Here is a 22960-nt window from a genome sequence, read left to right on the forward strand (position 1 = left end):
CTACATCAACTTCGTTTAATTACGTCATTCTACACGATATGTTCAATGCTCGGGTTTAAAACATCGGCTTACTCATCGTTGTAGCCTAAGTTTCTCAGAATACTCTCTACCTTTTCGCTATGCTGCGCTTGCCACTGCTGAAGTGTCATGGCTGCATCTTTTTCACCACGGGCAAAGGCTATATCAAAAGCTTCTTGTGCTTGTGCTTGCGGAATTACCACAATACCTTCTTCGTCAGCCACGATGATGTCACCGGCATTCACCGTCACGCCACCACATTGAATAGGCTGATTGAGGGGCGATATACACTTTTTAGCGCCCGGCTTAGGAATTACACCGCGAGCAAAGACAGGGAATTGATTTTCTCGGGTTTCAGCCAAGTCTCTTATGACACCGTCAATAATAAACCCTTTAATACCTCTAGACTGTGCAATTGCACACACGTTACCGCCCGCCACCGCGAATTTCTCATCCGCCTCAACCACGATGATATCGCCAGCGTTAGCGCGATAAATAGCCGCATGAAGCATAAGGTGATCTCCTGCCTCGCATTTCACTGTAAAAGCAGGCCCAGCAATACGGGGGATCGGTTGCCACAATGGCTTAATTCTATAATCCATAAACTGCTTGCGAGGCAATGCGTCGGCGTACTCGCAAGGTGACACGGTATCGAATTGAATCATGTTAATTCCTTCAATATTAAGTGAAGTGCAAAAGTGATTTTGCCAGCCCAATGTAGTCAATATATCGAAATTAGACACAGAAGTTGTTACAAGCTATGTATTTTCACTATAAGTGCTTTTTCTAATGGAAGGAGCGTGATAAATATTAGGGTAAGAAAATACTGTCTTTTGCGCCTTATTTTTAAAGACACTTATTTTAAAGGCTCTAATTTTAGAGAGCATACACTCACCCGTGCATCACCAAATAGCAATAAAGGCCATAGTCGGTATTCAGCCAACGAGATATGCACTTAACGACACAATTTAATCACGACTTGGTTCACACCAGCTTATAAAAATAGGAATTACAATCAATGTTGAAAAGCGTAGTTAGCTTAAGCGTTGCATTAGCACTCACTGCATGTAGCCCACAAAATACACAACCTGAAAGCCAAGCCCCAACCGCGGTAACGCAACAAAAAGAATTAAAGTCTGGCGTGAACAAAGAAAACATGGATTTAACGGCCGATCCAGGCAACGACTTCTTCCAATACGTGAATGGCACGTGGGTGGATAACCTTGAAATCCCAGCCGATAAATCGAGTTACGGCGCTTTCACCATTTTGCGTGATGAATCTCAAGATCATGTGATGAAGATTATTAAAAGTTCTGCCGAAGGCGACTTTGCAGATGGCACCGATGAACAAAAAGTGGGCGACTTCTATCGTGCTTACATGGATACGGATACGCTAAATGAGTTGGGTATAAGCCCAATTAATGCCGACATTGAAAAAATTGAAGCTATCACAAATTACGATGAATTAGCGGCATACTTTGCCTATGCCATTCGGTACGGCTATGTGACCCCATTCAACGTTGGCCAAAATGCAGATTTCAAATCGCCAGAGTCTTATATGATTTATACATGGCAGTCTGGCCTTGGTCTGCCTGAGCGAGATTACTACTTTAAAGACGACGCAAAATCACAAGAAATTCGCGATGCCTACGTTAAACATATTGAAACTATGTTTACCCTCGCTGAATTTGATGCGCCATCAGATAACGCACAAATGTTGTTTGATATGGAAAGCCGTATTGCCGAGCTTCATATGAAGAAAGAAGAAGTACGTAATTGGGCGGCTAACTACAATAAAGTGCCTGTGTCAGACCTAAGCACTCTTATGCCTAACTTCCCGTGGTCACTTTTTCTTAATGAAATGGAATTGGACGACGTAGACAGCATTGTGTTTTTACAAACTGATTTCATGAAGCAAATGGATACGTTCATCACTGAAACCTCTCTGGAAGATTGGAAAGTATTTCTAAAATGGGGCTTACTTAATGCCTCAGCCAGTCGTTTGAGTGAAGATTTTGACACCGCTAATTTCAACTTTTACAGCAAAACACTCCGCGGTGTCGAAGAGCCTGAGCCACGCTGGCGCAGGGCTGTTAGCCTTTCTAATGCGCATGTTGGCGAAGTTATCGGTAAAGTTTATGTGAAACAATACTTCCCGCCTGAAGCCAAAGAGCGTATGACCGACATGGTGAGCAATCTTTTACTTGCCTACAAGGACAGTATTGAAAAGCTAGATTGGATGACAGATGAAACCCGTGAGCAGGCGTTAGATAAGCTCTCTAAATTCACGGTTAAAATTGGTTACCCCGATACGTGGAAAGACTATTCTCAGCTGGTAGTGAAAGGCAGCGATTTATTTGGCAACTTAAAGCGTTCAGCCGATGTTGCTTACGAAGAAATGCTTAAGAAACAAGGCGGCCCAGTGTGGAAGCATGAGTGGGGTATGACGCCTCAAACCGTTAATGCTTACTACAACCCAACGGCGAATGAAATTGTTTTCCCAGCAGCCATACTTCAACCGCCATTTTTCGATATGAATGCTGAAGACGCAGTAAACTACGGTGGTATTGGTGCCGTTATCGGACATGAAATTGGTCATGGTTTTGATGATGCAGGTTCGACGTTTGATGGCGATGGCGCGTTACGAAACTGGTGGACTGATACTGACCGACAAGAATTTGAAGCGAGAACGGCGAAACTTGTCGAGCAATTCAATGAATTCGAAGCCCTGCCAGAACTCTTCGTTAATGGTGAATATACCCTGGGTGAAAACATTGGAGACTTGGGCGGCATTAGTATTGCGCTTAAAGCCTATCACTTAACCTTAGAGGGTGAAGAAGCCCCTGTTATTGACGGTTACACTGGCGATCAGCGCGTATTTATTGGTTACGGCCAAGTATGGGCAAGCAAGTATCGTGATGAAGCCTTACGCAACCAAATTCAGACCGACACCCACTCGCCAACTAAATTCCGTACTAACGGTGCACTGCGCAACGTTCCTGAATTTTACGAGGCGTTTGATGTTACCGAGGAAAATGATTTGTATTTACCGCCAGAAGAGCGCGTTAAAATTTGGTAATAGGTATTTGCTAATGTCATTAACGAGGCGACAATTCATTGTCGCCTTTTTTATATCTGCATTGAATGTGTGAATCGTTTGGAAATTGATAGCCTAATTCGCTAGCCACGTTTATGTACTTAGACAGAGTGCATTAGGCTTATGAAGGGTTGGCCAATTCAAACAATACAGCAATGGCTTCGTCGGCTCGGCCAGCCGGAACGAAAATATGGTCATGATAATAACCGGCTACCACATTCGCGCTAATATTAGCCTGCGTAAGTGCAGCGGACATTACTGCGGTCATACCTACTGCATCTAAACTTGAATGGACATTACATGTAATACGCTTAAAGGTGCTATCTACTGCAAAACCTTCGTTACTTGCAAAAGATGATTCAAGAATAAGAGTTGTACCTTCATCTTCTTTATACACCATTAATGCATTGGCCAATTGAGTTGGCGAAACAGCGTACGGCACACTAACAAATACAAACGCTTCAGCGCTTAGCTCTGGCTATAGTGTTTGTAATAAGGTAGTTAAATCTGTTTCGCCTGACATCTAATCGCCTTTGCTCTGCCTATCCAACTCGTTAAACATATTGACACAATCTTTGTGTAATGCGCTTAAGCTGTTATAGGTGATACCACCTATAACTTACGTGCTCTCACACGTTTGCCTTTAATTTTACCTTCGCGGAAGTGATTCATAGCACGCTTTACACTACGCAATTTAACCGCAATAAAGCTTTGGCTATTTTGCACAGCAATTTTGCCTACATCATCACCTGGTATGCCTGCGTCTTTAGTCAGCGCACCAACTAAGTCCCCAGGACGAAGCTTTTGCTTTTTACCCGCACTCAGTGAAATACAGCTAAATTCAGGTTCGATGATGCGGTTTTTATGGAAACGTAAGCCTTGTGCGCCTTTTAGCGGAATATCAGTGCCTTGTAGCACTTCAATTTTACGCAAGAAATGCTCTTCCTCGTCGCCCACTAACGTTATTGCTGTACCTTCAGCGCCCGCACGAGCAGTACGACCAATACGGTGAATATGCGTTTCCGGCTCTTCGCTCACGGTGTAGTTAATCACACATGGAATATCATCAATATCAAGCCCACGTGCAGCTACATCGGTAGCAACCAGCACTTGTAGTGCGTCACTAGCAAACTGGTTAAGTACAGCTGTACGCTCGTACTGCTCCATTTCTCCCTGTAAACCTGCAGCACTAAAGCCATCTTCAAGTAACGACGCGACCACTTCAGTCACCTGTACCCGGCGGTTACAAAACACGATAGCTGTTTTAGGCTGAGAATCGGTCAGAATGGCTTTCAGCGTTTGTATTCGTGTGTGCGGAAGTACGTTGTAACCGATTTGAGTAATCGACGGTTTGTTCGACTCATCACTTTCAACCTTACAAATTACAGGTTCGGTTAAATACTGATCGGCAATACGCTCAATTTCTTCTGTATAGGTAGCAGAAAACAGTAAGGTTTGTACGCCCTTCTTCATCGGTGAAAAAATGACTTTTAAGTCATCTTCAAAGCCCATGTCTAGCATTCGGTCGGCTTCATCAAGCACGCGTAAACGTACATCTTTTAACATCAGCCTGCGTTTCTCTACGTGCTCCATCACGCGACCAGGCGTGCCCACTACAATATGAGCGCCGTGCTTAAGCGATTGAATTTGAGGGCCCATAGGTTGACCGCCGCAGATGGTCATCACTTTAATATTGCCAATTTGCTTTGCGGCGTTTCTATACTGCACGGCCACTTGGTCTGCCAACTCTCGCGTAGGGCACAATACCAGTACTTGAGTGGCAAATAATGTCGGGTCAATCTTTTCAAGCGCCGGTATTACAAAGCAAAGCGTTTTACCACTGCCTGTTTGCGCTTGTCCAATAATGTCGCTACCTGCTAATGCATGAGGTAAAGACTGTGCTTGAATGGGCGATAAGGCAAAAATACCCTGTGCATCTAACGCTTTTGTGATAGCTGGATTTATTTCCAACTGCTTTACAGTTTCAATTGTCATTTCTGTTTTTTCCAAAGATGCATATACGTAGCGTTAGTCAGCCGAGCGTGTTTGGAAAGTATCTTGTAGTTTCCATTGAAGCGTCTGCCCTGCATAGAAAGGCACCATATCGGTACCATCAGCCAACGTGACCTGTTCAGGTACTGTCCACGCTTCTTTTACTAACGTCATTGTTGTGTTGTTTCTTGGTAGTCCGTAAAAGTCTGCGCCGTAGTTACTGGCGAACCCTTCTAGCTTGTCTAATGCGCCCAACTGCTCGAACACTTCAGCATAAAGCTCGATGGCAGACCATGCGCTATAGCAACCGGCACAACCACACGCGTTCTCTTTTTTGTGTTTGGCATGAGGTGCTGAATCAGTCCCTAAGAAGAATTTAGTATTGCCGCTGGCTACCACATCTTGCAGAGCTTTTTGATGTGTATTTCGCTTTAATACAGGTAGGCAGTAATTGTGTGGTCGAACCCCACCAACCAGCAAATCATTGCGATTTAACAATAAATGCTGCGGCGTAATTGTCGCGCCCACGTTGGCGCTAGCATCTACCACAAAAGCTGCTGCGTCTGCGGTAGTAATATGTTCAAACACCACTTTTAAGTTCGGAAAAGCCGCCACGATAGGTGACAAATGCGTATCGATGAACACTTTTTCACGGTCGAAGATATCAATATGCGATTCGGTAACTTCACCATGGATAAGTAGTAATAACCCGTGAGCCTCCATGGCTTCAAAAACAGGGTATAACGCCTCGATACCTTTTACAGCAGCATCTGAATTGGTCGTTACGCCAGCCGGGTATAGCTTACACGCCGTTACGCCAGCGGCCTTCGCATCAGCAATATCTTGTACTGATGTGGTGTTAGTCAAAAAGAGAGTCATTAGAGGTTCAAAGCTGCTACCCGTAGGGCGAGCCGCTTCTATCCGCTGTTTGTAAGCAACCGCCATACTTGCATTCACCACAGGTGGAACCAAGTTAGGCATTACGATGGCTCGCTGGAAACAACGGGCTGTAGCGGGAACAGTTTCTGCTAACATTTCGTTGTCACGAAAATGTAAGTGCCAATCATCGGGGGTTCTAATCGTTAGCGTTTGCATAACCGAAAGCTCTCTTCTTTAAGACCAATTAAGATTTTTTTGTATATGCCGCAATAATAACAATGCGGGTACCATTCACTTTACCTTCAATATGCAAAGGGTTATCGCTTAGGCTAATGCCTCTTACTGGTGTGCCGCGCTTCGCTGTGAAGTTAGCCCCTTTCACAGTAAGGTCTTTAACTAGGTGTACATTATCGCCAGGTTGCAGCGCAGTGCCGTTACAATCAAGCGTCGCTTCTTGCTCGATAAGTCCCGCTTCAGCCCACTGTTTAACATCGTCTTCTAAATAGGCCATGTCTAACAAATCTTGTGCCCAGCTTTCACCGCTTATTTTATTAAGCATACGATAAGCCACCACTTGAACGGCGGGTGTGGGTGACCACATGGCGTCGTTAAGACAACGCCAGTGGTTGGTGTCTATGTCGGCTTCACTGTTAAGTTGCATGCGGCAGGTTTGGCAAGTAAGTACCGCGCAGCCAGCAGTTTCATCTGGTGACTCGGGTACCATGTAAACGTCTAAATTTTCGGTGTTCTTACACAACTCGCAAGCGTTATCCGCTCGATTGAAAACAGCTTCTTGAAGCACAGCAAATGTCCCTACAATATTTTGCCGCAAAGTATACCACAATTCGGCTAAATAGGGGCTGGCAAAAAAGTCTGCTTATCACTGTTAAGGCGTGTCTTGAGACACCCAAATCAATTTACTGGTATCGTAGCCGCTTTGTGTAGCTTGGGCTAAAAGCGCGTCGATAGTTTCTTGAGGTAAGGATTTTTCTCTCGCTAAGATCCACAAATAATCTCTATCAGGCCCTGTTATCATGGCATATTGATAGCCTTCTTTGTCTAATGCCATCACCACATAACTGGCATAGAAAGGACCAAAGAATGATACTTTTAAATGCGCCGTATCGGCAGTCGATACAAAATAAGCTTTACCTTCGGCTTCATCCCATTTTGCTTCTTCTTGAGAGTAACCTCGGTTGATAACCTTTACGCCACCGTCGTCACGCATAGTATAGGTGGCCGTTACATTAGATAGCCCTTCTTCAAAGCTGTGATCGTAGCGCGCTACTTCGTACCACTGACCTAAATAACGGTCTAACTCAAATCCTTCCACCGGCTTGACGCCGTCTGGCACGGATGTACATCCAACCAAGATAAATAACATGGTTACACTGAACCATTTTTTACTATGCTGGCTAAACAATCGGCGAAAAATACCTTCATACGTATTCAATGTGTTAAACATCGACTAATCCCCTAGCTTCATCTATATATGGCTTACTTTAGCAAAATAGCACGTTATTGTGACTGCCAACGCAGTTGCACATTTATTCGGAGTATAAGATGCAAAACTATTTCCCAGACGCAAGCAGACTCGTTTATGGCTGCATGGGCCTTGGTGGTGGCTGGAACAACGAAGCAGCAACAAAAGAACATGTGTTACAAGCACACCAGGTAATAGAACAAGCATTGGCTCTTGATATAAATGTGTTCGATCATGCAGATATCTATACTTTTGGCAAAGCTGAAACAGTGTTTGGCAAGGTTTTAAAAGAAAACCCTTCGTTAAAAGAACGTATGATTCTGCAGTCTAAGTGTGCGATACGGTTCGAAGATGATTTAGGACCAAAGCGCTACGATTTCTCTACAAAATGGATTGAATCTTCGGTAGAAGGTATCTTGCAGCGTTTGAACATAGACCAACTTGATATTTTATTGCTTCATCGCCCCGATCCATTAATGGAGCTGGATGAAGTGGCTACCACGCTCTCTTCCTTACAGCAGCAAGGCAAGATAAAGCACGTTGGCGTATCAAACATGCATGGACATCAAATGGCGTACCTCCAATCGGCGCTTTCGAGCCCAATTGTGGCGAACCAATTGGAAATGAGCTTAGCGTTTCGAGACTGGTTAGAAGACGGTGTTACCACTAATAGCCCAGCAAACCGTAACTCTGGTTATGCTCCAGGTACCCTTGAGTATTGCATGATGAACAAGGTGCAACTTCAAGCTTGGGGCAGCTTGGCACAAGGCAAGTATACGGGTGCCAGTACCCAAAACGATACTGATGCCGCCACGGCAGCGCTAGTTAATTCTCTGGCCGCCGAATACGAGACTAGCCCAGAAGCCATCGTATTAGCGTGGTTAATGCGCCATCCTGCCAATATTCAGCCAGTACTTGGTACAACCAATATCGAGCGGATAAAAGCCTGCCATAAATCGATGGATATACAACTGACTCGCGAACATTGGTACTTATTACTTGAAACCGCTCGTGGACAAGAGATGCCATAAGGTATGGTTGTATACAGCACCCTGGGTTCATGTTTTAACGGAGTTTACCTATGTTAAAAGGAATTCATCACGTCGCGCTAATTTGTAGCGACTACCTGGCGTCTAAACATTTTTATACTGACATTCTTGGTCTTAGCGTTATTGCGGAAAATTATCGCGAAGCGAGAAAGTCATACAAGTGCGATTTGGCATTACCCGATGGCGGACAACTCGAACTATTTTCGTTTCCGGGTGCACCTGCTAGACCTTCAAGGCCAGAAGCGCAAGGGTTGCGTCACTTGGCGTTCAGGGTAGATGACATTGATGAGGTGATTGCGCATTTAACTGCAAATAAGGTGGAGTGCGAGCCCATTCGTGTAGATGAATACACGGGGAAACGGTTTACCTTTTTCGCAGACCCCGACGGTTTACCGCTTGAGCTCTATGAAATGTAGTTTTGTATGAACAGTTCAAATGCGTCGTCTTTCATGCATATCTTAATGTAACAGCGTACCGTTCAACTTAATCGTTTGCGCTTTCGGCGGGTTTTCGCTGAAGTCATCGAACTCATACCGTGTTTGCTTTATCACGCTGTTTGCTTACCGAGTTTAGATGCACTTCGGCGACTTATTTCGATAGATGCATTGCGTTATACGGCAGCGAAGCAAGAATCTCTCTTGCTTCGTTTCAACGGCTTTAGCTAGAGTGATAATCGCCCATTCAGCCCCTATTATTATTGGTAGCCAGTAACGGAAAATCTATTTTCTGTTACTCCGCCGTAACTTAGCGTGATTTTGGCGTATTGCACAGGCAACCTAATAATTTGCGACTATAATTTAGTAAGAGTAATCGATTTGCTAGAACGCATCGTATTACTGTGCGAATAGACTCCGTCATTTAACACTGAAGCTTAAAATATGCAGTCACCATATGGATATGGATGAAGCTTAAAAGAACAACATATGAAGACCGATACACCTCTAGAGTACATGTGCCCCTATTGCGGCGCTTTCAATGAATTTTCTGAAGACACCATTCGCGATATGTATCAAGAGCAAGTTGAAACTTGTGGGTGTTGCAAAAAGAATTTGAGCCTTACCGCAGCAAATGGGGTAGAAGGTCGTATTAACCTTGTCATCAGCGAACTATAAATAAAACCTATTCATAATAAAAAACCGCTTTAAAAGCGGTTTTTTGTTGGCCAAAGTAGTTAGCATTTTTCTTAAGTAACTAACTAAAAAATGCTCTTCGCAATTCCACATCAGACAGAAATTTTCCACCTAGCGCGGATGTCTTAGTGTACGAATTAGTATCGCGTATACCTCTGGCTTTTACACAGTAATGCGTAGCATTAATGCTTACCGCTACATCTTCGGTAGAGGCTAATGTCTGAATGGCAACTAGCACTTGCTGTGTTAGCCGCTCTTGCACTTGAGGGCGCTGTGCAAAGAAACTCACTAAACGGTTTAATTTCGACAAACCGATAATAGTATCTTTAGGAATATAAGATACGGTAGCGAGACCATCAATAGTCACAAAGTGGTGTTCGCACGTACTCGTTAAACTAATATCAGACACTTGAACAGGCTGATCAAGACGCATCTTATTTTCGATTTGGGTTATTTTAGGAAAATTACGATAATCCAAACCGCCAAACACTTCGTTCACGTACATTTTCGCAATACGGGTTGGCGTGTCGTGCAAACTATCATCGTTAAGATCGAGCCCAAGCGTATTCATCACATCACGCATTGCAATTTCAATCTTCTGACGTTTTTGCTCGTCGGACAAACCGTTCGCCACCATAGGTGTTTCCAGCCCTTTTTCTTCAAGCGCTGCTCTAACACGTTGTGCCGATTCAGAAATTGATGGCTCTAGTGCATCACGCACAATGACCGCTTCTTTTGCTAACATTAACCCTATCCGTAAATACTTCTTTACCCTTAAACGTAATCGACACGATTAAGGCTAACTTGATACCAAGATGCAAATGACAATACCGCCTGAAAGCCAACGCAAGACTACTGAATAGCATGATTACGGCCAAGGCATATAACTACGCTTTGGCAAAGGTTTGGCGACTTCTAATGGTTATATTTTAGCATTCTAGCGGCTATTGATCGAGCAAATGCTGAGATTAGCCTAATCTGAAAATGCTATTAAAGGCATGTTTTATTTTTATTGAGATAAAACGGTCATTAAAGTAAATGAGATCAAAAAATAAACGTTAAATACCGCTACTACAAATCGCGCCTCTTCTATCACGTCGTCATTCTAATTGTGACACTGTTCGTGACAAGAAAAGAATTTCATCAAGTTTGCTATTGGTTGGCGTGAGTAGGATAGTTATAATCAACGCATTATTTATTTCTATCGAGAATAAACATGCAAGGTAGTCGTAAACTGGTTCCTGAATGGGAAACCGTTGATGCTGTAATGCTGGCGTGGCCGCATGCAGAAACCGACTGGGCGCCATGGCTAGAAGAAGCCCGTGAAACCTATTTGAACGTGATTGCAGCGGTCAACCGTTATCATGCGGGTGTGATAATGCTATGCGCCCCTGACGATGTTGATAATGTGCAATCGCGTTTAGGCGATCACGCACGTGTGCTTATTGTGCCTGCGTCTTATAATGACACTTGGGTGCGTGACTACGGTTTTTTGACCTGTCGTGATTCAGAAGGTTTTGGGGCGCCAGTAGAGTTTCGCTTCAATGGTTGGGGTGAAAAGTTTGATGCCAGTGAAGACAATATGGCCAACCAACGCTACCTTGCTTCATTGTGTAAATTGCCCCTTCGAAGTAGCCCAGTGGTGGCTGAGGGTGGCGCGTTAGAAATTGATGACCTAGGCCACTTGCTTAGCACCTCTCAGTGTCTATTAAACCCTAAGCGCAACGGTGATATGACTATCAATGATTACGCTGAAACCTTTAATGACATGTTAGGTTGCAATACGTTTACGGTGCTAGAACATGGTCACCTTGAAGGTGACGATACTGACGGGCATGTAGATACCCTTGTGCGTTTCACGCCCAATAAAGGCTTGGTTATCCAAGCAGCTGATAATCGCAAAGACGACAGTCATTATGCAGGGTTAAGTGCACTTTGCGATGAGTGCGCCAGTGCAATGCCTGAGCACGAACAATATCGATTACCACTACCTAATATTGTTAACGACGAGGGCGAGCGTTTGCCCGCATCGTACGCCAATTTTTTGATCTGTAATCGTGCGGTGCTCTTACCTATTTATGGGCAACCTGAAGATGAAGCGGCGATTAGCCAAATGCAGCTGGCTTACCCCGACCATATTATCGAGCCTATAGATTGCTCGGTGTTGGTAAAGCAATTTGGCAGCTTGCATTGTATTTCCATGCAGGTACCCACAAATACGTTGAAAGAATCTGTTATTTCCACCTTCTCAAAAGGAGTGTCTGTACATGCAACGAACTAAGCTAAAGATAGGCTTGGTACAACAGTCTGTTGCTGATAACGACAAAGCAACTAACTGGAATAAAAGTGCTGAGCAAGTTGCAAAACTCGCCGCCGAAGGCTGTGAGTGTATTTTGCTGCAAGAACTTCATAGCACCCTTTACTTTTGTCAGCAGGAAGATACAGACGCCTTTGATTTAGCCGAACCTATTCCAGGTCCTGCAACAGATTTCTTTGGCGAACTGGCTGAGAAACACAATATTGTGTTAGTGACCTCTTTATTTGAAAAGCGTGGCTCTGGCCTTTATCACAATACCGCTGTGGTATTTGATAGAAGCAAAGAGATTGCCGGTAAATATCGCAAAATGCATATTCCTGACGACCCAGGCTTTTACGAGAAGTTTTACTTCACACCGGGCGACATGGGCTTTACACCAATTGAAACTAGCGTGGGTAAATTGGGCGTATTAGTATGTTGGGATCAATGGTATCCAGAAGCGGCACGCTTAATGGCAATGGCAGGGGCTGACTTACTGTTTTATCCTACGGCAATTGGTTGGGATAGCACAGATACCGAAGAAGAGCGTAGCCGTCAACATGGCGCATGGGAAACCATTCAGCGCTCACATGCGGTAGCAAACTCGGTACCGGTTATCGTAGCAAATCGCACAGGCTTTGAAGCATCGCCAGTGGCGGGCGACCCAGGTATTCAGTTTTGGGGGCAAAGTTTTATAGCAGGCCCACAAGGTGAAATTTTAGCGAAAGCAGAAGCTGAAGGTGAAACTACCCTTTCGGTTGAGATAGATTTAACCCGCACTGAAAAAGTAAAACGCATTTGGCCTTATTTCCGTGACCGTCGCATTGATGCTTACGAAGACTTAACTAAGCGCTGGCGCGATTAGGCTAGCGCCTCATGCCCTTGTACAAGGGCTTATCAAAGTTTAAAACGGGCAACTAAAATGCCCGTTTTTTTTTGGCGCTCAGCATTATGAAAATTTGCCGATTAAGCTTTAAAAATCGTTCCGTCATACAACATATAACAAGCACGGGATTTTTTAGATGCTAACGCTAGCATAACCTCTTCATCCACATCTAAGCCCCCTGTGAATTGCCCAAAAGCTGGCATGATAAATAGGTCTTCTGTGACAACGAAGCACTTGCCTGAAAATCGCCGACGAGAAATAGTCTTACGTATTTTAGGGTGGTAATGGCCAATAACTTGCTGCTTGATTTGAACCTTGCCCTTCGTACTTAGCTCGATTCCGTGCATCTCTGGCTCATGGCGAAACACCACATTATTTTGCACTATTTCATGGCATGGATTACCGGGAATTCCTTCGGGTAAATCAGGGTCATGATTACCTTCCACCCAATCCCAATCAGGAACGCTATTTATAATCTCACATAAGAGGTTTCTGTCTTCATCGGTCATACGAGACATACTGTATTTATCGTGGAAACTGTCACCTAAGCTAATCACCCGAGCAGGATTATAATCGTGAATAATGTGCTGCAGGCGTTTAAGCGTAGCAACAGAATCAACACTTGGCAGCGGATTACCATAACTACGTAAATAACTGCCTTTTTCAAGGTGTAAATCAGATACCACCAGCCAATCAAGCGCAGGCAAATACGCCACACCTCTGGCATCTAGCAACCAAAGCAGCTCTGCAAACTTCACAATACTAATACTACGCAACGCCACCTGTGAAGATAGCCACTGCTCACTTATTGCCACTGATTAACCTCTTTCATAATATTTAACGCCATCCCACCACCTCCAAACTCCCAAACGAACTCTCCTATAGCGGTGGAGTGCGGTTGGGTATGGAACCTTATGCAGCATGGATGCTGCATCAGAGCCTACATGGATGTATTCAATTCATATTCACTCACTTTAACACCAATAGAATTAGACTGGGTGAGCAGTATTGGCACTGGAAACCTTCCGCAGCATGGATGCTGCGGCAGAGCCTACATGGATGTATTTACGGCGTGTTTCTGGGGCTAATACTGCTCGACCAAACTTAATATTCTCAAGACAACAATGCCCGTACTTCATCTAGCATATTTTCTGCTTCAGCATATAAATCGGCTTGCTCGAGTATCGCTTGCGCCCCCGCTCCTTTTATTTGTTCACTTCGCATGTTCAGCACGATAGGGATGGCCATGGGCGATACTTTTTCTAAGTTTACTAACGTGGTTTTATCAACAAAGCGGATGAGCAAATTCGCCAAGCGCTGCAAGTCCAACAACTCCCGCTCAGCATCCGCCCGCGCGACCGCTAAAAGGATATGATCTGGGTCGTGCTCACGCAGCGTGTCGTAAATTAAATCAGTTGAAAACGTTACCTGCTTCATGGTTTTCTGACTAGCATGATAACGCTGTTCCGTTAAGCCGCTTACTACTGCCACCTGCCTGAAAGAACGCTTTAACATAGGCGCTTGTAGCATCCAGTCTTGTAGTTCATCGCCTAATATATCTGGCTGAAACAGTTGCTGCAGTTGAGTATCGGTAATTTGTTTAACCGCACTTATCGATAAACCATAGTCGGTAACGCTGAAACTCAATGGCTTTATTCCTATTTTTTCCATTCTACGGGTAACCAGCATGCCCAAGGTTTGGTTCGCTTTTCGTCCTTCAAAGGTGTAGTACAACGTATGGTTTACATTACGAAAAGGAAACTGCTCCACCAATACCTTTTCGGGCTCAGGAAGCTGTGAGAACTGTTGTTGTAAATTCAACCATTCTCGTACTTGCGCGGGTAATTTACGCCAACTCTTGGGATTCGCTAATATTGCTCGAACCCCATCAGCCAGATACGTCGACAGTGGCATTTGGCCACCGGAATAACTGGGTATTTTTGGCTCTTTTGCTTTCGCGGGGCGAGCATGTAGTTGCATATCGCGAATGGCTTCGTACTTAAGCACTTCACCGGCAAAATAAAAGGTGTCGCCTGGGGTAAGTTGCTGGGCAAAGTACTCTTCCACTTCACCAATAATTTTGCCCTGATTACCACGGCGAATACGTTTTACTTTTAGCCTACCCGCTTCAACAATAGTGCCTATGTTCTGCCGATGCCTTTGTATTACCCGCCTGTTGGCAGGCGAAAAAGTGCCGTCCTCGTTCTGCATTAGGCGCTGATAACGCTCGTAGGCATTAAGCGCACTCCCGCCATCCAATGCGAACTGCCATAACTTCTCAAAATCACTTTTATCCAGCCCTTGATAGGGCGATGCTAGAAGGATTTGCTCGTAAAGGGTATCTGGCGTGTCGGCATTACTGCAAAGGCAGTTCACAATAAACTGGGGGATAATATCCAATGCCCCCGGCTGTGGGGCATCGCCATCTAGTTCGCCTTTGTTAATTGCATTAATAGCGGCTTGGCATTCAAGGGCTTCAAAGCGATTAGCTGGCACCAGCAAAGCTTCGCTGGGTTCGTCTAACCTATGATTTGATCGCCCTATACGTTGCAGCAATCGACTTACCCCTTTTGGGGCTCCAACTTGTATTACCTTATCTACATCGCCCCAATCAATACCTAGTTCTAGCGCCGAGGTACACACTACTGCCCGTAACAATCCGCTAGACATCATGGCTTCTGTTTTACGCCGCTGCTCTTTACTTAAACTGCCGTGATATAAGGCTATGGGTAAGGCAGCGGTGTTATGTTCCCACAGCATTTGAAAAATCAGTTCGGATTGGGCCCGGGTATTCACGAACACCAAAGTGGTTTTTGCGTCTTCAATGGCCTTATATATATCGGTAATGGCATAGCGCGCCATAAAACCACCGAATGGCATGCGGTTTTCAGATTGCAGCATTTCTACTTTCGGTTTTTCACCCGCTTTCACGCTGATGATATTAGCGGTGCCTTCTGTGCCAGCTAGCCATGCACCTAGCGTTTCTGGGTAAGCTACCGTGGCCGACAACCCTACCCGCTTCATCTCGGGTGACAATACTGAAAGCCGTGCTAGCGCTAATGACAAAAAGTCTCCTCGCTTGTTTGCTACTAGGCTATGGGTTTCATCAATAATCACTCGCTTTAGTTTTCCAAATAGTTTGTCAGCATCAGCATAGCTCAGCATTAACATGAGTGATTCTGGGGTAGTAAGCAGCAAATTTGGCGGTTTTTTTCGTTGGCGCTGCCGTTTATGTGAAGGTGTATCGCCTGTACGGGTTTCCGCCGTTATCGGCAGGTCCATTTCTTCAATAGGTTGCAATAAGTTGCGATGAATATCTTGGGTTAGTGCTTTAAGTGGCGAAATGTATAAGGTGTGAAGCCCTTGCTGTGGCGATTGAGCTAACTCGACTAAGCTAGGTAGAAAGCCCGATAAAGTTTTACCTGCGCCTGTTGGGGCAATGAGCAAAGTGGTGTTGTAAGTTTTCCTTTTACGGCCAGCAGTTTGCTTAATACTCTGTTCAAGTATTTTCCTCTGGTAATCTCGTAGCTCCCACCCTTTATTTTTAAACCATTGAGTAAAAACCAAAGGTAGAATGTTACTTTCGGTTTGAGGCTTTTTCTTAGGTGCGGCTTTTTCTTCAGGCATAGAGGATGACAACTAAACCTTTAGCCGTTTTTGTAATCGCAATAAATTCTTCACCATAACTATCCCAACCGCCGCTAGTTCAATTGTAAGCAATAGTAGATATACGTTAATTCACCAGAAGGGTTTAATTTTCCTCTACGCTCAACCAATTGCGTAAAACCACCGTAGTCATATGAAACGCTAACTAACAGCATGTGGTTTTTTTATATGGTGGCTGAAAATGCAATACACCCCTCAAAGTGGATGAAAACGGACGACGCTGGTTTGTATTGTGTGCCGGGCGATTTTTATATAGACCCCATGCAGCCTGTAGCAACCGCGCTTGTTACCCACGGCCATGCTGACCATGCTAGAGCCGGCCACAAACGAGTGTTCGCCCACCCGCAAACCATGGCAATTATGACCACCCGTTATGGCGACGATATGGCTGAAGTACAAATACCAGTGCCCTATCGCGAGAGCGTAGAGTTTGATGAGGTAATCACTACTGATAGTAACAGTGCCTCAACTGAACAGGAGCAACGCAAGATAAAAGTCACTTTTTACCCTGCTGGCCATATACTAGGTTCGTCACAATTGCTTATTGAGTATGCGGGTTATCGGCTAGTGATATCTGGCGATTACAAACGTAGGCACGATCCCACTTGTCCGCCGTTTGAAGTAGTACCTTGCGATGTACTTATTACCGAGGCCACTTTCGGTTTACCGGTATTTGCCCACCCGCCAATCGAAAAAGAAATCCAAAAGCTTCTTCACTCCCTTGACGTGTTTCCTACACGTTGTCATTTAGTAGGAACCTACGCATTAGGCAAATGCCAACGGGTTATTTTAGCGCTTCGAGAAGCTGGCTATACCAAACCTATCTATTTACACGGTGCACTACTAAAACTGTGTGATTTGTACGAACGAGAAGGCATAGCTTTAGGCGATATTATTCCAGTTAGCGAGGTAGAAGATAAAGCATTATTAGCCGGTGAAATAGTGTTGGCTCCCCCCTCTGCATTAGCCGACAGGTGGTCGAGAAGCTTGCCACATGTTCGCGCTGTGTTGGCGTCTGGTTGGATGCAAATTCGCGCGCGAGCTAAGCAGCGCAACGCCGAGCTACCACTTATTATTTCAGATCACTGCGATTGGCCTGAGTTATTGCAAACCCTTACTGAAGTGAACCCTAGCGAGGTATGGGTGACCCATGGCCGTGAAGATGCCCTTATGTATCAAGCACAAAAGATGGGGTTTAAAGCGCGAGCATTATCGCTGGTAGGTTACGATGAAGCGGCGCAGGAGGAATAGCAATGCAGGCATTTAGTGACTTACTTGAACAGCTTTACTATACCGCCGGAACCAAAGCCAAAGCGCAGCTTATTCTGCATTACCTTGCTACTACGCCAGACCCCGATCGTGGCTGGGCCATTGCTGCTATGGCAGGCACGCTCAAGTTTGATTTTTTTAAGCGCAATACGGTAAAAAAACTGATTACCGAACGGGTAGACCCAGAACTATTTGCAATGAGCTATGATTATGTGGGGGAAGTGAGTGAAACGGTAGCCCACTTATGGCCCGAGTTTACGCCTGATAAAGCATTGCCTAGCTTGTCTGAAGTGGTAGATACATTTGCCAATATCAGTAAACCAAAAGTCGCAGTAACGTTAGCGAATTACCTCACCATAATGACCCCATCTCAGCGCTGGGCACTCTTAAAACTTGGTACTAGGGGGCTTAGAATTGGTGTGTCTGCTCGCTCTATCAAACAAATTTTGGCGGAATATGGCAATAAAGACATCACCGAAATAGAGAAACTGTGGCATGGCGTCGCGCCGCCTTATACCGACCTTCTCGAATGGCTTGAAGGTAACGGATCTAAACCGGATATCAGTAACGCGGTTACCTTTCATCCTGTCATGCTATCTCACCCCATCGCGCAAGATGATGTCGATGACTTTGCTCCAGAACAATGGCAAATAGAACATAAGTTTGACGGCATTCGGGTGCAGTTAGTGTGCAACACCACGAAAGAAGAGCCTGAAAAGGCGCTATTCTCTCGCACTGGGGATGACATCAGCCACGCTTTCCCCGACCTACTCGATAGTGTCAGCGGCAATATGGTGCTAGACGGTGAACTGTTGGTGATGCATAACCAAGAAGTAGATACTTTCAACGCACTACAACAAAGGCTTAATAAGAAAAAGCCTACTGCTGCATTAATGGCAACCAACCCTGCGGGGCTAATTGTTTACGATGCACTGGTGCTAGACGGTAAGCAATTAACCGACTACCCCCTTACTACCCGACGTGAAGCGCTAGAAACGTGGTTTGACAAAAATGGCATTCAGGAACACGACAATGATTCACGACTGCATTTATCTGAGTGCTTATCTGCCGATTCACCAAAAGGGCTTCGTACTCTACATAAAAACGTGTGTAAAAACCGTGCTGTAGAAGGGCTCATGATAAAACGTTTAAGCAGCCCTTATGTGCCAGGTAGACCAAAGGGACAATGGTATAAATGGAAACGCGACCCACTGGTGGTCGATGCGGTAATGATGTATGCCCAGCGAGGCCACGGTAAGCGCTCGAGTTTTTATTCCGACTACACCTTTGGTGCATGGCAAGATGAGCAATTGCTGCCTATTGGCAACGCTTATTCGGGCTTCACCGATGAAGAGCTTAAGAAGCTAGATAACTGGGTAAGACGAAACGCCATAGGCCGTTTCGGGCCAGTGCGTGAAGTTAAAAAAGAGCTGGTACTAGAAGTGGCTTTCGATGCAGTTCATCCCTCCAACCGTCATAAATCAGGCGTAGCGCTACGATTTCCTCGTATACACCGTATCCGCTGGGATAAGCCTGCGAACGAGGCAGATACACTTATCAACGTGAAGGCACTTATCGAATCATAATCTTAATGAAACATTTTTTTTACAAACCCTGTTTTTAGCTTACACTTAAAGTATATTAGCTTTTTCTGTTCCATCTAACCTACTGTTAGAAAAGAAATTACAGAAAAATTTTTAAGTGCGCCTGCATGAGTTAATGCTGCGCCAAGGACAAAAAAATGTTGTTTTCGCGATCGTTCAAACATTGCCTTATTGGTTTCCTTCTCCTTTTTTCCACAGCGAGTAATGCTGGCCTAATTACTAATATTGCGACTGAAACGGTCAGATACAGTATTTTATCTCAAAATCCTTGGGGTAACTTCGGGTGGACAGCTAGCTACGATATTAGCTTTGTCAATCAAGATTTACTTATTGATGTCGATGTTTATTTAAGGGGTGATGAACCCGGCAGTGCACTTAGAGACATTTGGGAAGATGGTATTGAATCCATTTGGAGTAATGCCTTTGACTTATCTGACGGCACCTATTTTTACGACACCGTATTTAATGTGGATTGGCTGAGCACTAGCGTGGGCGCTGACCATACAGTTACTGTCAATGAAGGTAATGGAAATGTGAACTTGACTCAATGGTACACGGGTAGGCCATCAGGTTATTCGTTTAATCGTCAGGGGACAATAGCTGCTCATGAATTTGGCCACATGATTGGCTTATTCGATGAATACAATGGCGGTGCACTCAATCCAGACGGGCTTATTAGGAATAACAGCATAATGGGCAGGAATCTATCCTCACCTCGCACCGATCACTTCGATGCTTTTTTAGAGTGGGCACAAGTTAATTCGGGCGTCGCTTCTCTAGCGTTAGTTGCCGACAGTGGCGTAGACAACTATTTCGTTCCTGAGCCAAATTCATTAGCCATTTTGCTACTTTCGATTTGTATGGCTCTTTCCATCAAAACTAAGTCTAGGCGAAACAGTATAGAGGTAAGAGGCCCTAGTCTCTTCGCATAAATTGTATCGCTATGTATTCTCAGCAATAAAAAAGCAAGGCATACTCGCCTTGCTTTCATTAATACACCTAAACTCATATCAATACAGGTTATGCGCCAATATATTGCCTATTTCGCAATATGCTTCATAGTAGGCAATGCACTAAACGCACCGTATTGCGTTACCGTGTATGCACCACAGCGAATAGCAAATTCAGTGGCTTCGCTTACGTTTTCAAAGCTACTTGCCCACTTGTCGAATTCCGCGCTGTTAGCCACTTTGGTAGATAAGAAATACAAAAATCCGCCAATGAATGAATCGCCTGCTGCAGTGGTATCTTTCACGCTTACTTTTGGCGAGGCCAAGGTACCGCTGAAATCTTTTGTTATGTACTGAATAGGTTCCCCGCCATCAGTCACTAACACCACTTTAACGCCGCTATCTAGCCACTGTTGTACATGAGCCTGAGCATTTTCTTCACCGTAAAGCTCTGCCAACTCTTCGCGGCTTGCTTTTAAGATACTCACTTTCTTAGCCACGTCGTCAATTCGGCCTGGGGCATTAGCGGTGTCATCCCAAAACGCTGGACGGTAGTTAATATCTAAACAGACAAGCATATTTTCTTGCTTGGCTTTATTTAGAATATAGTCGGTGCCAGGTAACAACTCTGGACCTGAAATAGACCCAGAGCAAAAATGCAGCACGCTAGTATCATCACAAGCAACCTTGGCTAAGTCTTCTTCACCAATGTGCTTATGTGCAGCGTTATCAACATAGAAGTCGAAAGAACGCTCACCGTCTTTATCTAGGTTAACAAATGCTAGTGCCGTATTGGCGTCTTTCGTACTCCAAACATAATCAGTGTTTACCTTGTGATAGCTAAGCATGTCTTGAAGAAAACGGCCAAAGGTATCGTCACCTACTTTAGACACCATAGCGCCTTGACCACCAAGCTTAGCAACAGCAACCGCTACATTCGCCGGCGCACCACCAGCATAAGGCTGAAATGAATTCATTGCTGGCATTTCACTTTGGTCCGCCGCACCCGCACTTAACATATCGATAAGTACTTCGCCTAAACATAAAATTTTCATAAACACCTCTGGCTGAAGCTAACAGCGATAACTTCGTATTTATACCGCTGTAGTCATGGATAATAAGCGTAGCCGAAGGACCTTCCGTCGGGCACGTTAAATTATAGTTAATTAATTGGGGCACAGTATTAACTAGCAAAACAAATAAATCAACCTTGTTGATTTAATATTTTATCATCATTAAAGACTGACTATTGAATATGTAATCTATCGGCTTGATTGGTAGAGAGAAACTGCTCTTGGTTAATTATGTTAAATATATTGAATTAGTATCTATCCATGACTTAGTGGTGCTGTTTGTTATAACATTCATTTCATAATGATTCAGGTACACTGTAAATGACAAAATCCCACGAGCACTCGGTTTCATCACAGAGCGCATCAGAAATAGACTCGCACCACGGTGCAACTGCCTTACTAGATAACCGTACTCAAAATGAACGGGATATCCTCACCCTGATTCGTCATGATGGCGCTATTCCGAAAGCAGATATTGCTCAACGTACGGGTTTATCTGCACAGTCGGCCACGGTCATTATTAAGAAACTAGAGTCCGAAGCCCTTGTTAAGCGACTGCCGCCAGTTCGCGGTGGTGTGGGGCAGCCTAAAGTTCCTTTTGGCTTGAATGCAGATGGTGCATTTGGGTTAGGCTTAAAAATTGGCCGCCGCAGTTTTGATATGACCTTGCTAGATTTGGCTGGTAATGTGAAAGCTTCGCTTCACGAAAAAGTAGCCTACCCCACCGTTGATCATTTATTGTCATTTACACAGCGCGGTGTGTCTGTACTAACACAACAACTCAGTAACGAGCAGCGCACTCGTATTCGCGGACTAGGCATCGCCATGCCGTTTGAAATTTGGAATTGGGTAGAAGAAGCTGGGGCCCCTGCTGCTGCGTTAGAAGCATGGAAAAACCTTGATATTCAGGCTGCGCTATTTGAACTACTAGACCTACCCATCTACGTGAGTAACGATGCAACGGCGGCGTGCAGTGCAGAAATGGCCTTTGGTAATCCACATCGATTTAACCACTTCCTCTATGTTTTTGTTGGCACTTTTCTTGGCGGTGGCTTGGTTATTAACAATCAGCTATTTACAGGAAAATCGGGTAATGCCGGTGCAATTGGTTCCTTGCCTTTCTTGTCTAACGCCCATAACCAACAGCAACAACTCATCACCCAATCATCGCTATACTTGCTAGAAAAGCAGCTGAATGATGCGGGGCTTGATGGTAATAAATTGTATGAAGCTCCTGAACACTGGTCTGGCTTAAAAACTAATCCAGAATTTATGCGCATCGTTCAAGTGTGGATGGAACAGGCCGCCCAGGGGATTGCCTTTGCCACACACTGCGCATTTAGCATGCTCGACCTCGATGGCATTATCATCGACGGTGCCATGCCGCAGAATATAAAGCATGAATTGGTTACCTGCGTGCAAAACGCGTTAAAAGATGCTGATTTTCGGGGCATTACTCAAGGTAGTATTAGTGCCGGTAACGTAGGGAGTAAAGCGCAGTCTATCGGCAGCGCTAATTTGTCACTTATCGCGAACTACTATTAGTTTATATATGTTAAATAAAAGCA

Annotated in this window: 21 protein-coding genes and 1 pseudogene; 11 read left to right on the forward strand and 11 right to left on the reverse strand. The window is 44.7% G+C overall.

What is annotated here, in order from left to right:
* Positions 1-68 precede the first annotated feature (68 nt).
* On the reverse strand, positions 69-683 hold the full coding sequence (locus C7Y69_RS15220) for an RraA family protein (protein ID WP_126873279.1): 615 nt from the start codon (positions 681-683) through the stop codon (positions 69-71).
* 353 nt (positions 684-1036) lie between these two features.
* Between C7Y69_RS15220 and C7Y69_RS15225 the strand changes: the two genes are divergently transcribed.
* Positions 1037-3097 (forward strand): M13 family metallopeptidase, encoded by a 2061-nt coding sequence (locus C7Y69_RS15225; protein ID WP_126873280.1) that lies wholly within the window; start codon positions 1037-1039, stop codon positions 3095-3097.
* Between the two features lie 139 nt (positions 3098-3236).
* Here C7Y69_RS15225 and C7Y69_RS21930 read toward each other — a convergent pair whose 3' ends face one another.
* From C7Y69_RS21930 to C7Y69_RS15250, 6 genes and pseudogenes are all read right to left on the reverse strand, one after another.
* On the reverse strand, positions 3237-3422 hold the full coding sequence (locus C7Y69_RS21930) for an ACT domain-containing protein (RefSeq protein ID WP_260563531.1): 186 nt from the start codon (positions 3420-3422) through the stop codon (positions 3237-3239).
* A gap of 18 nt (positions 3423-3440) precedes the next feature.
* Positions 3441-3581 (reverse strand): annotated as a pseudogene (locus C7Y69_RS21935) (ACT domain-containing protein); the annotation flags it as partial.
* A 146-nt stretch (positions 3582-3727) separates the two neighbouring features.
* Positions 3728-5110 (reverse strand): ATP-dependent RNA helicase DbpA, encoded by a 1383-nt coding sequence (dbpA, locus tag C7Y69_RS15235; RefSeq protein ID WP_126873281.1) that lies wholly within the window; start codon positions 5108-5110, stop codon positions 3728-3730.
* A gap of 33 nt (positions 5111-5143) precedes the next feature.
* Positions 5144-6202: a dihydroorotase gene (gene pyrC / locus C7Y69_RS15240; protein WP_126873282.1), complete on the reverse strand. Its 1059-nt coding sequence runs from the start codon at positions 6200-6202 to the stop codon at positions 5144-5146.
* A gap of 28 nt (positions 6203-6230) precedes the next feature.
* On the reverse strand, positions 6231-6788 hold the full coding sequence (locus C7Y69_RS15245; protein ID WP_126873283.1) for a PhnA domain-containing protein: 558 nt from the start codon (positions 6786-6788) through the stop codon (positions 6231-6233).
* An 84-nt stretch (positions 6789-6872) separates the two neighbouring features.
* Positions 6873-7370: a lipocalin family protein gene (locus tag C7Y69_RS15250; RefSeq protein ID WP_126873318.1), complete on the reverse strand. Its 498-nt coding sequence runs from the start codon at positions 7368-7370 to the stop codon at positions 6873-6875.
* A 179-nt stretch (positions 7371-7549) separates the two neighbouring features.
* Here C7Y69_RS15250 and C7Y69_RS15255 point away from each other — a divergent pair, with 179 nt between their 5' ends.
* The 3 genes from C7Y69_RS15255 (at position 7550) to C7Y69_RS15265 (ending at position 9630) form a co-directional block, all read left to right on the forward strand.
* On the forward strand, positions 7550-8500 hold the full coding sequence (locus C7Y69_RS15255; protein ID WP_126873284.1) for an aldo/keto reductase family oxidoreductase: 951 nt from the start codon (positions 7550-7552) through the stop codon (positions 8498-8500).
* 50 nt (positions 8501-8550) lie between these two features.
* Positions 8551-8934 carry a VOC family protein gene (locus C7Y69_RS15260; RefSeq protein WP_126873285.1) on the forward strand — a complete coding sequence of 128 codons (384 nt, stop codon included), beginning with the start codon at positions 8551-8553 and terminating at the stop codon, positions 8932-8934.
* Positions 8935-9441: 507 nt separating this feature from the next.
* A complete protein-coding gene (locus C7Y69_RS15265; protein ID WP_013786347.1) occupies positions 9442-9630 on the forward strand; it encodes a CPXCG motif-containing cysteine-rich protein in 189 nt (62 codons plus the stop codon).
* A 79-nt stretch (positions 9631-9709) separates the two neighbouring features.
* Here C7Y69_RS15265 and folE read toward each other — a convergent pair whose 3' ends face one another.
* A complete protein-coding gene (gene folE / locus C7Y69_RS15270) occupies positions 9710-10393 on the reverse strand; it encodes a GTP cyclohydrolase I FolE (RefSeq protein ID WP_126873286.1) in 684 nt (227 codons plus the stop codon).
* Positions 10394-10864: 471 nt separating this feature from the next.
* Here folE and C7Y69_RS15275 point away from each other — a divergent pair, with 471 nt between their 5' ends.
* Both C7Y69_RS15275 and C7Y69_RS15280 read left to right on the forward strand, forming a co-directional pair.
* The gene (locus tag C7Y69_RS15275; protein WP_126873287.1) at positions 10865-11929 is read left to right on the forward strand and encodes an agmatine deiminase family protein; all 1065 of its coding nucleotides are present in this window, start codon (positions 10865-10867) and stop codon (positions 11927-11929) included.
* A complete protein-coding gene (locus C7Y69_RS15280; protein WP_126873288.1) occupies positions 11916-12809 on the forward strand; it encodes a carbon-nitrogen hydrolase in 894 nt (297 codons plus the stop codon). Before C7Y69_RS15275 ends, C7Y69_RS15280 begins: the two co-directional genes overlap by 14 nt.
* Before the next feature lie 101 nt (positions 12810-12910).
* Here the strand turns inward: C7Y69_RS15280 and pdeM are convergent, their stop codons facing one another.
* On the reverse strand, positions 12911-13645 hold the full coding sequence (gene pdeM / locus C7Y69_RS15285) for a ligase-associated DNA damage response endonuclease PdeM (protein ID WP_013786351.1): 735 nt from the start codon (positions 13643-13645) through the stop codon (positions 12911-12913).
* An 89-nt stretch (positions 13646-13734) separates the two neighbouring features.
* Here pdeM and C7Y69_RS15290 point away from each other — a divergent pair, with 89 nt between their 5' ends.
* Positions 13735-13938, forward strand: coding sequence for a hypothetical protein (locus C7Y69_RS15290; RefSeq protein ID WP_126873289.1), 204 nt, complete (start codon positions 13735-13737; stop codon positions 13936-13938).
* A gap of 5 nt (positions 13939-13943) precedes the next feature.
* Here C7Y69_RS15290 and C7Y69_RS15295 read toward each other — a convergent pair whose 3' ends face one another.
* On the reverse strand, positions 13944-16457 hold the full coding sequence (locus tag C7Y69_RS15295) for a ligase-associated DNA damage response DEXH box helicase (protein ID WP_013786352.1): 2514 nt from the start codon (positions 16455-16457) through the stop codon (positions 13944-13946).
* 207 nt (positions 16458-16664) lie between these two features.
* Here C7Y69_RS15295 and C7Y69_RS15300 point away from each other — a divergent pair, with 207 nt between their 5' ends.
* From C7Y69_RS15300 to C7Y69_RS15310, 3 genes are all read left to right on the forward strand, one after another.
* Positions 16665-17747, forward strand: coding sequence for a ligase-associated DNA damage response exonuclease (locus C7Y69_RS15300; protein ID WP_185864184.1), 1083 nt, complete (start codon positions 16665-16667; stop codon positions 17745-17747).
* Between the two features lie 2 nt (positions 17748-17749).
* Positions 17750-19351, forward strand: coding sequence for a cisplatin damage response ATP-dependent DNA ligase (locus C7Y69_RS15305; RefSeq protein WP_013786354.1), 1602 nt, complete (start codon positions 17750-17752; stop codon positions 19349-19351).
* Positions 19352-19506: 155 nt separating this feature from the next.
* Positions 19507-20301, forward strand: a complete 795-nt coding sequence (locus C7Y69_RS15310) for a hypothetical protein (protein ID WP_013786355.1) — start codon at positions 19507-19509, stop codon at positions 20299-20301.
* A gap of 107 nt (positions 20302-20408) precedes the next feature.
* On the opposite strand, the gene C7Y69_RS15315 is transcribed toward C7Y69_RS15310, so the two are convergent.
* Entirely contained in the window at positions 20409-21374 is a 966-nt protein-coding gene (locus C7Y69_RS15315; protein WP_126873290.1) for a carbohydrate kinase family protein, read from the reverse strand.
* 339 nt (positions 21375-21713) lie between these two features.
* Between C7Y69_RS15315 and C7Y69_RS15320 the strand changes: the two genes are divergently transcribed.
* Positions 21714-22937, forward strand: a complete 1224-nt coding sequence (locus C7Y69_RS15320; RefSeq protein WP_126873291.1) for an ROK family transcriptional regulator — start codon at positions 21714-21716, stop codon at positions 22935-22937.
* The last annotated feature ends 23 nt before the right edge of the window (positions 22938-22960 follow it).

The organism is Alteromonas sp. KS69, from assembly GCF_003989595.1.
GTDB classification, from domain to species: Bacteria; Pseudomonadota; Gammaproteobacteria; order Enterobacterales; family Alteromonadaceae; genus Alteromonas; species Alteromonas naphthalenivorans.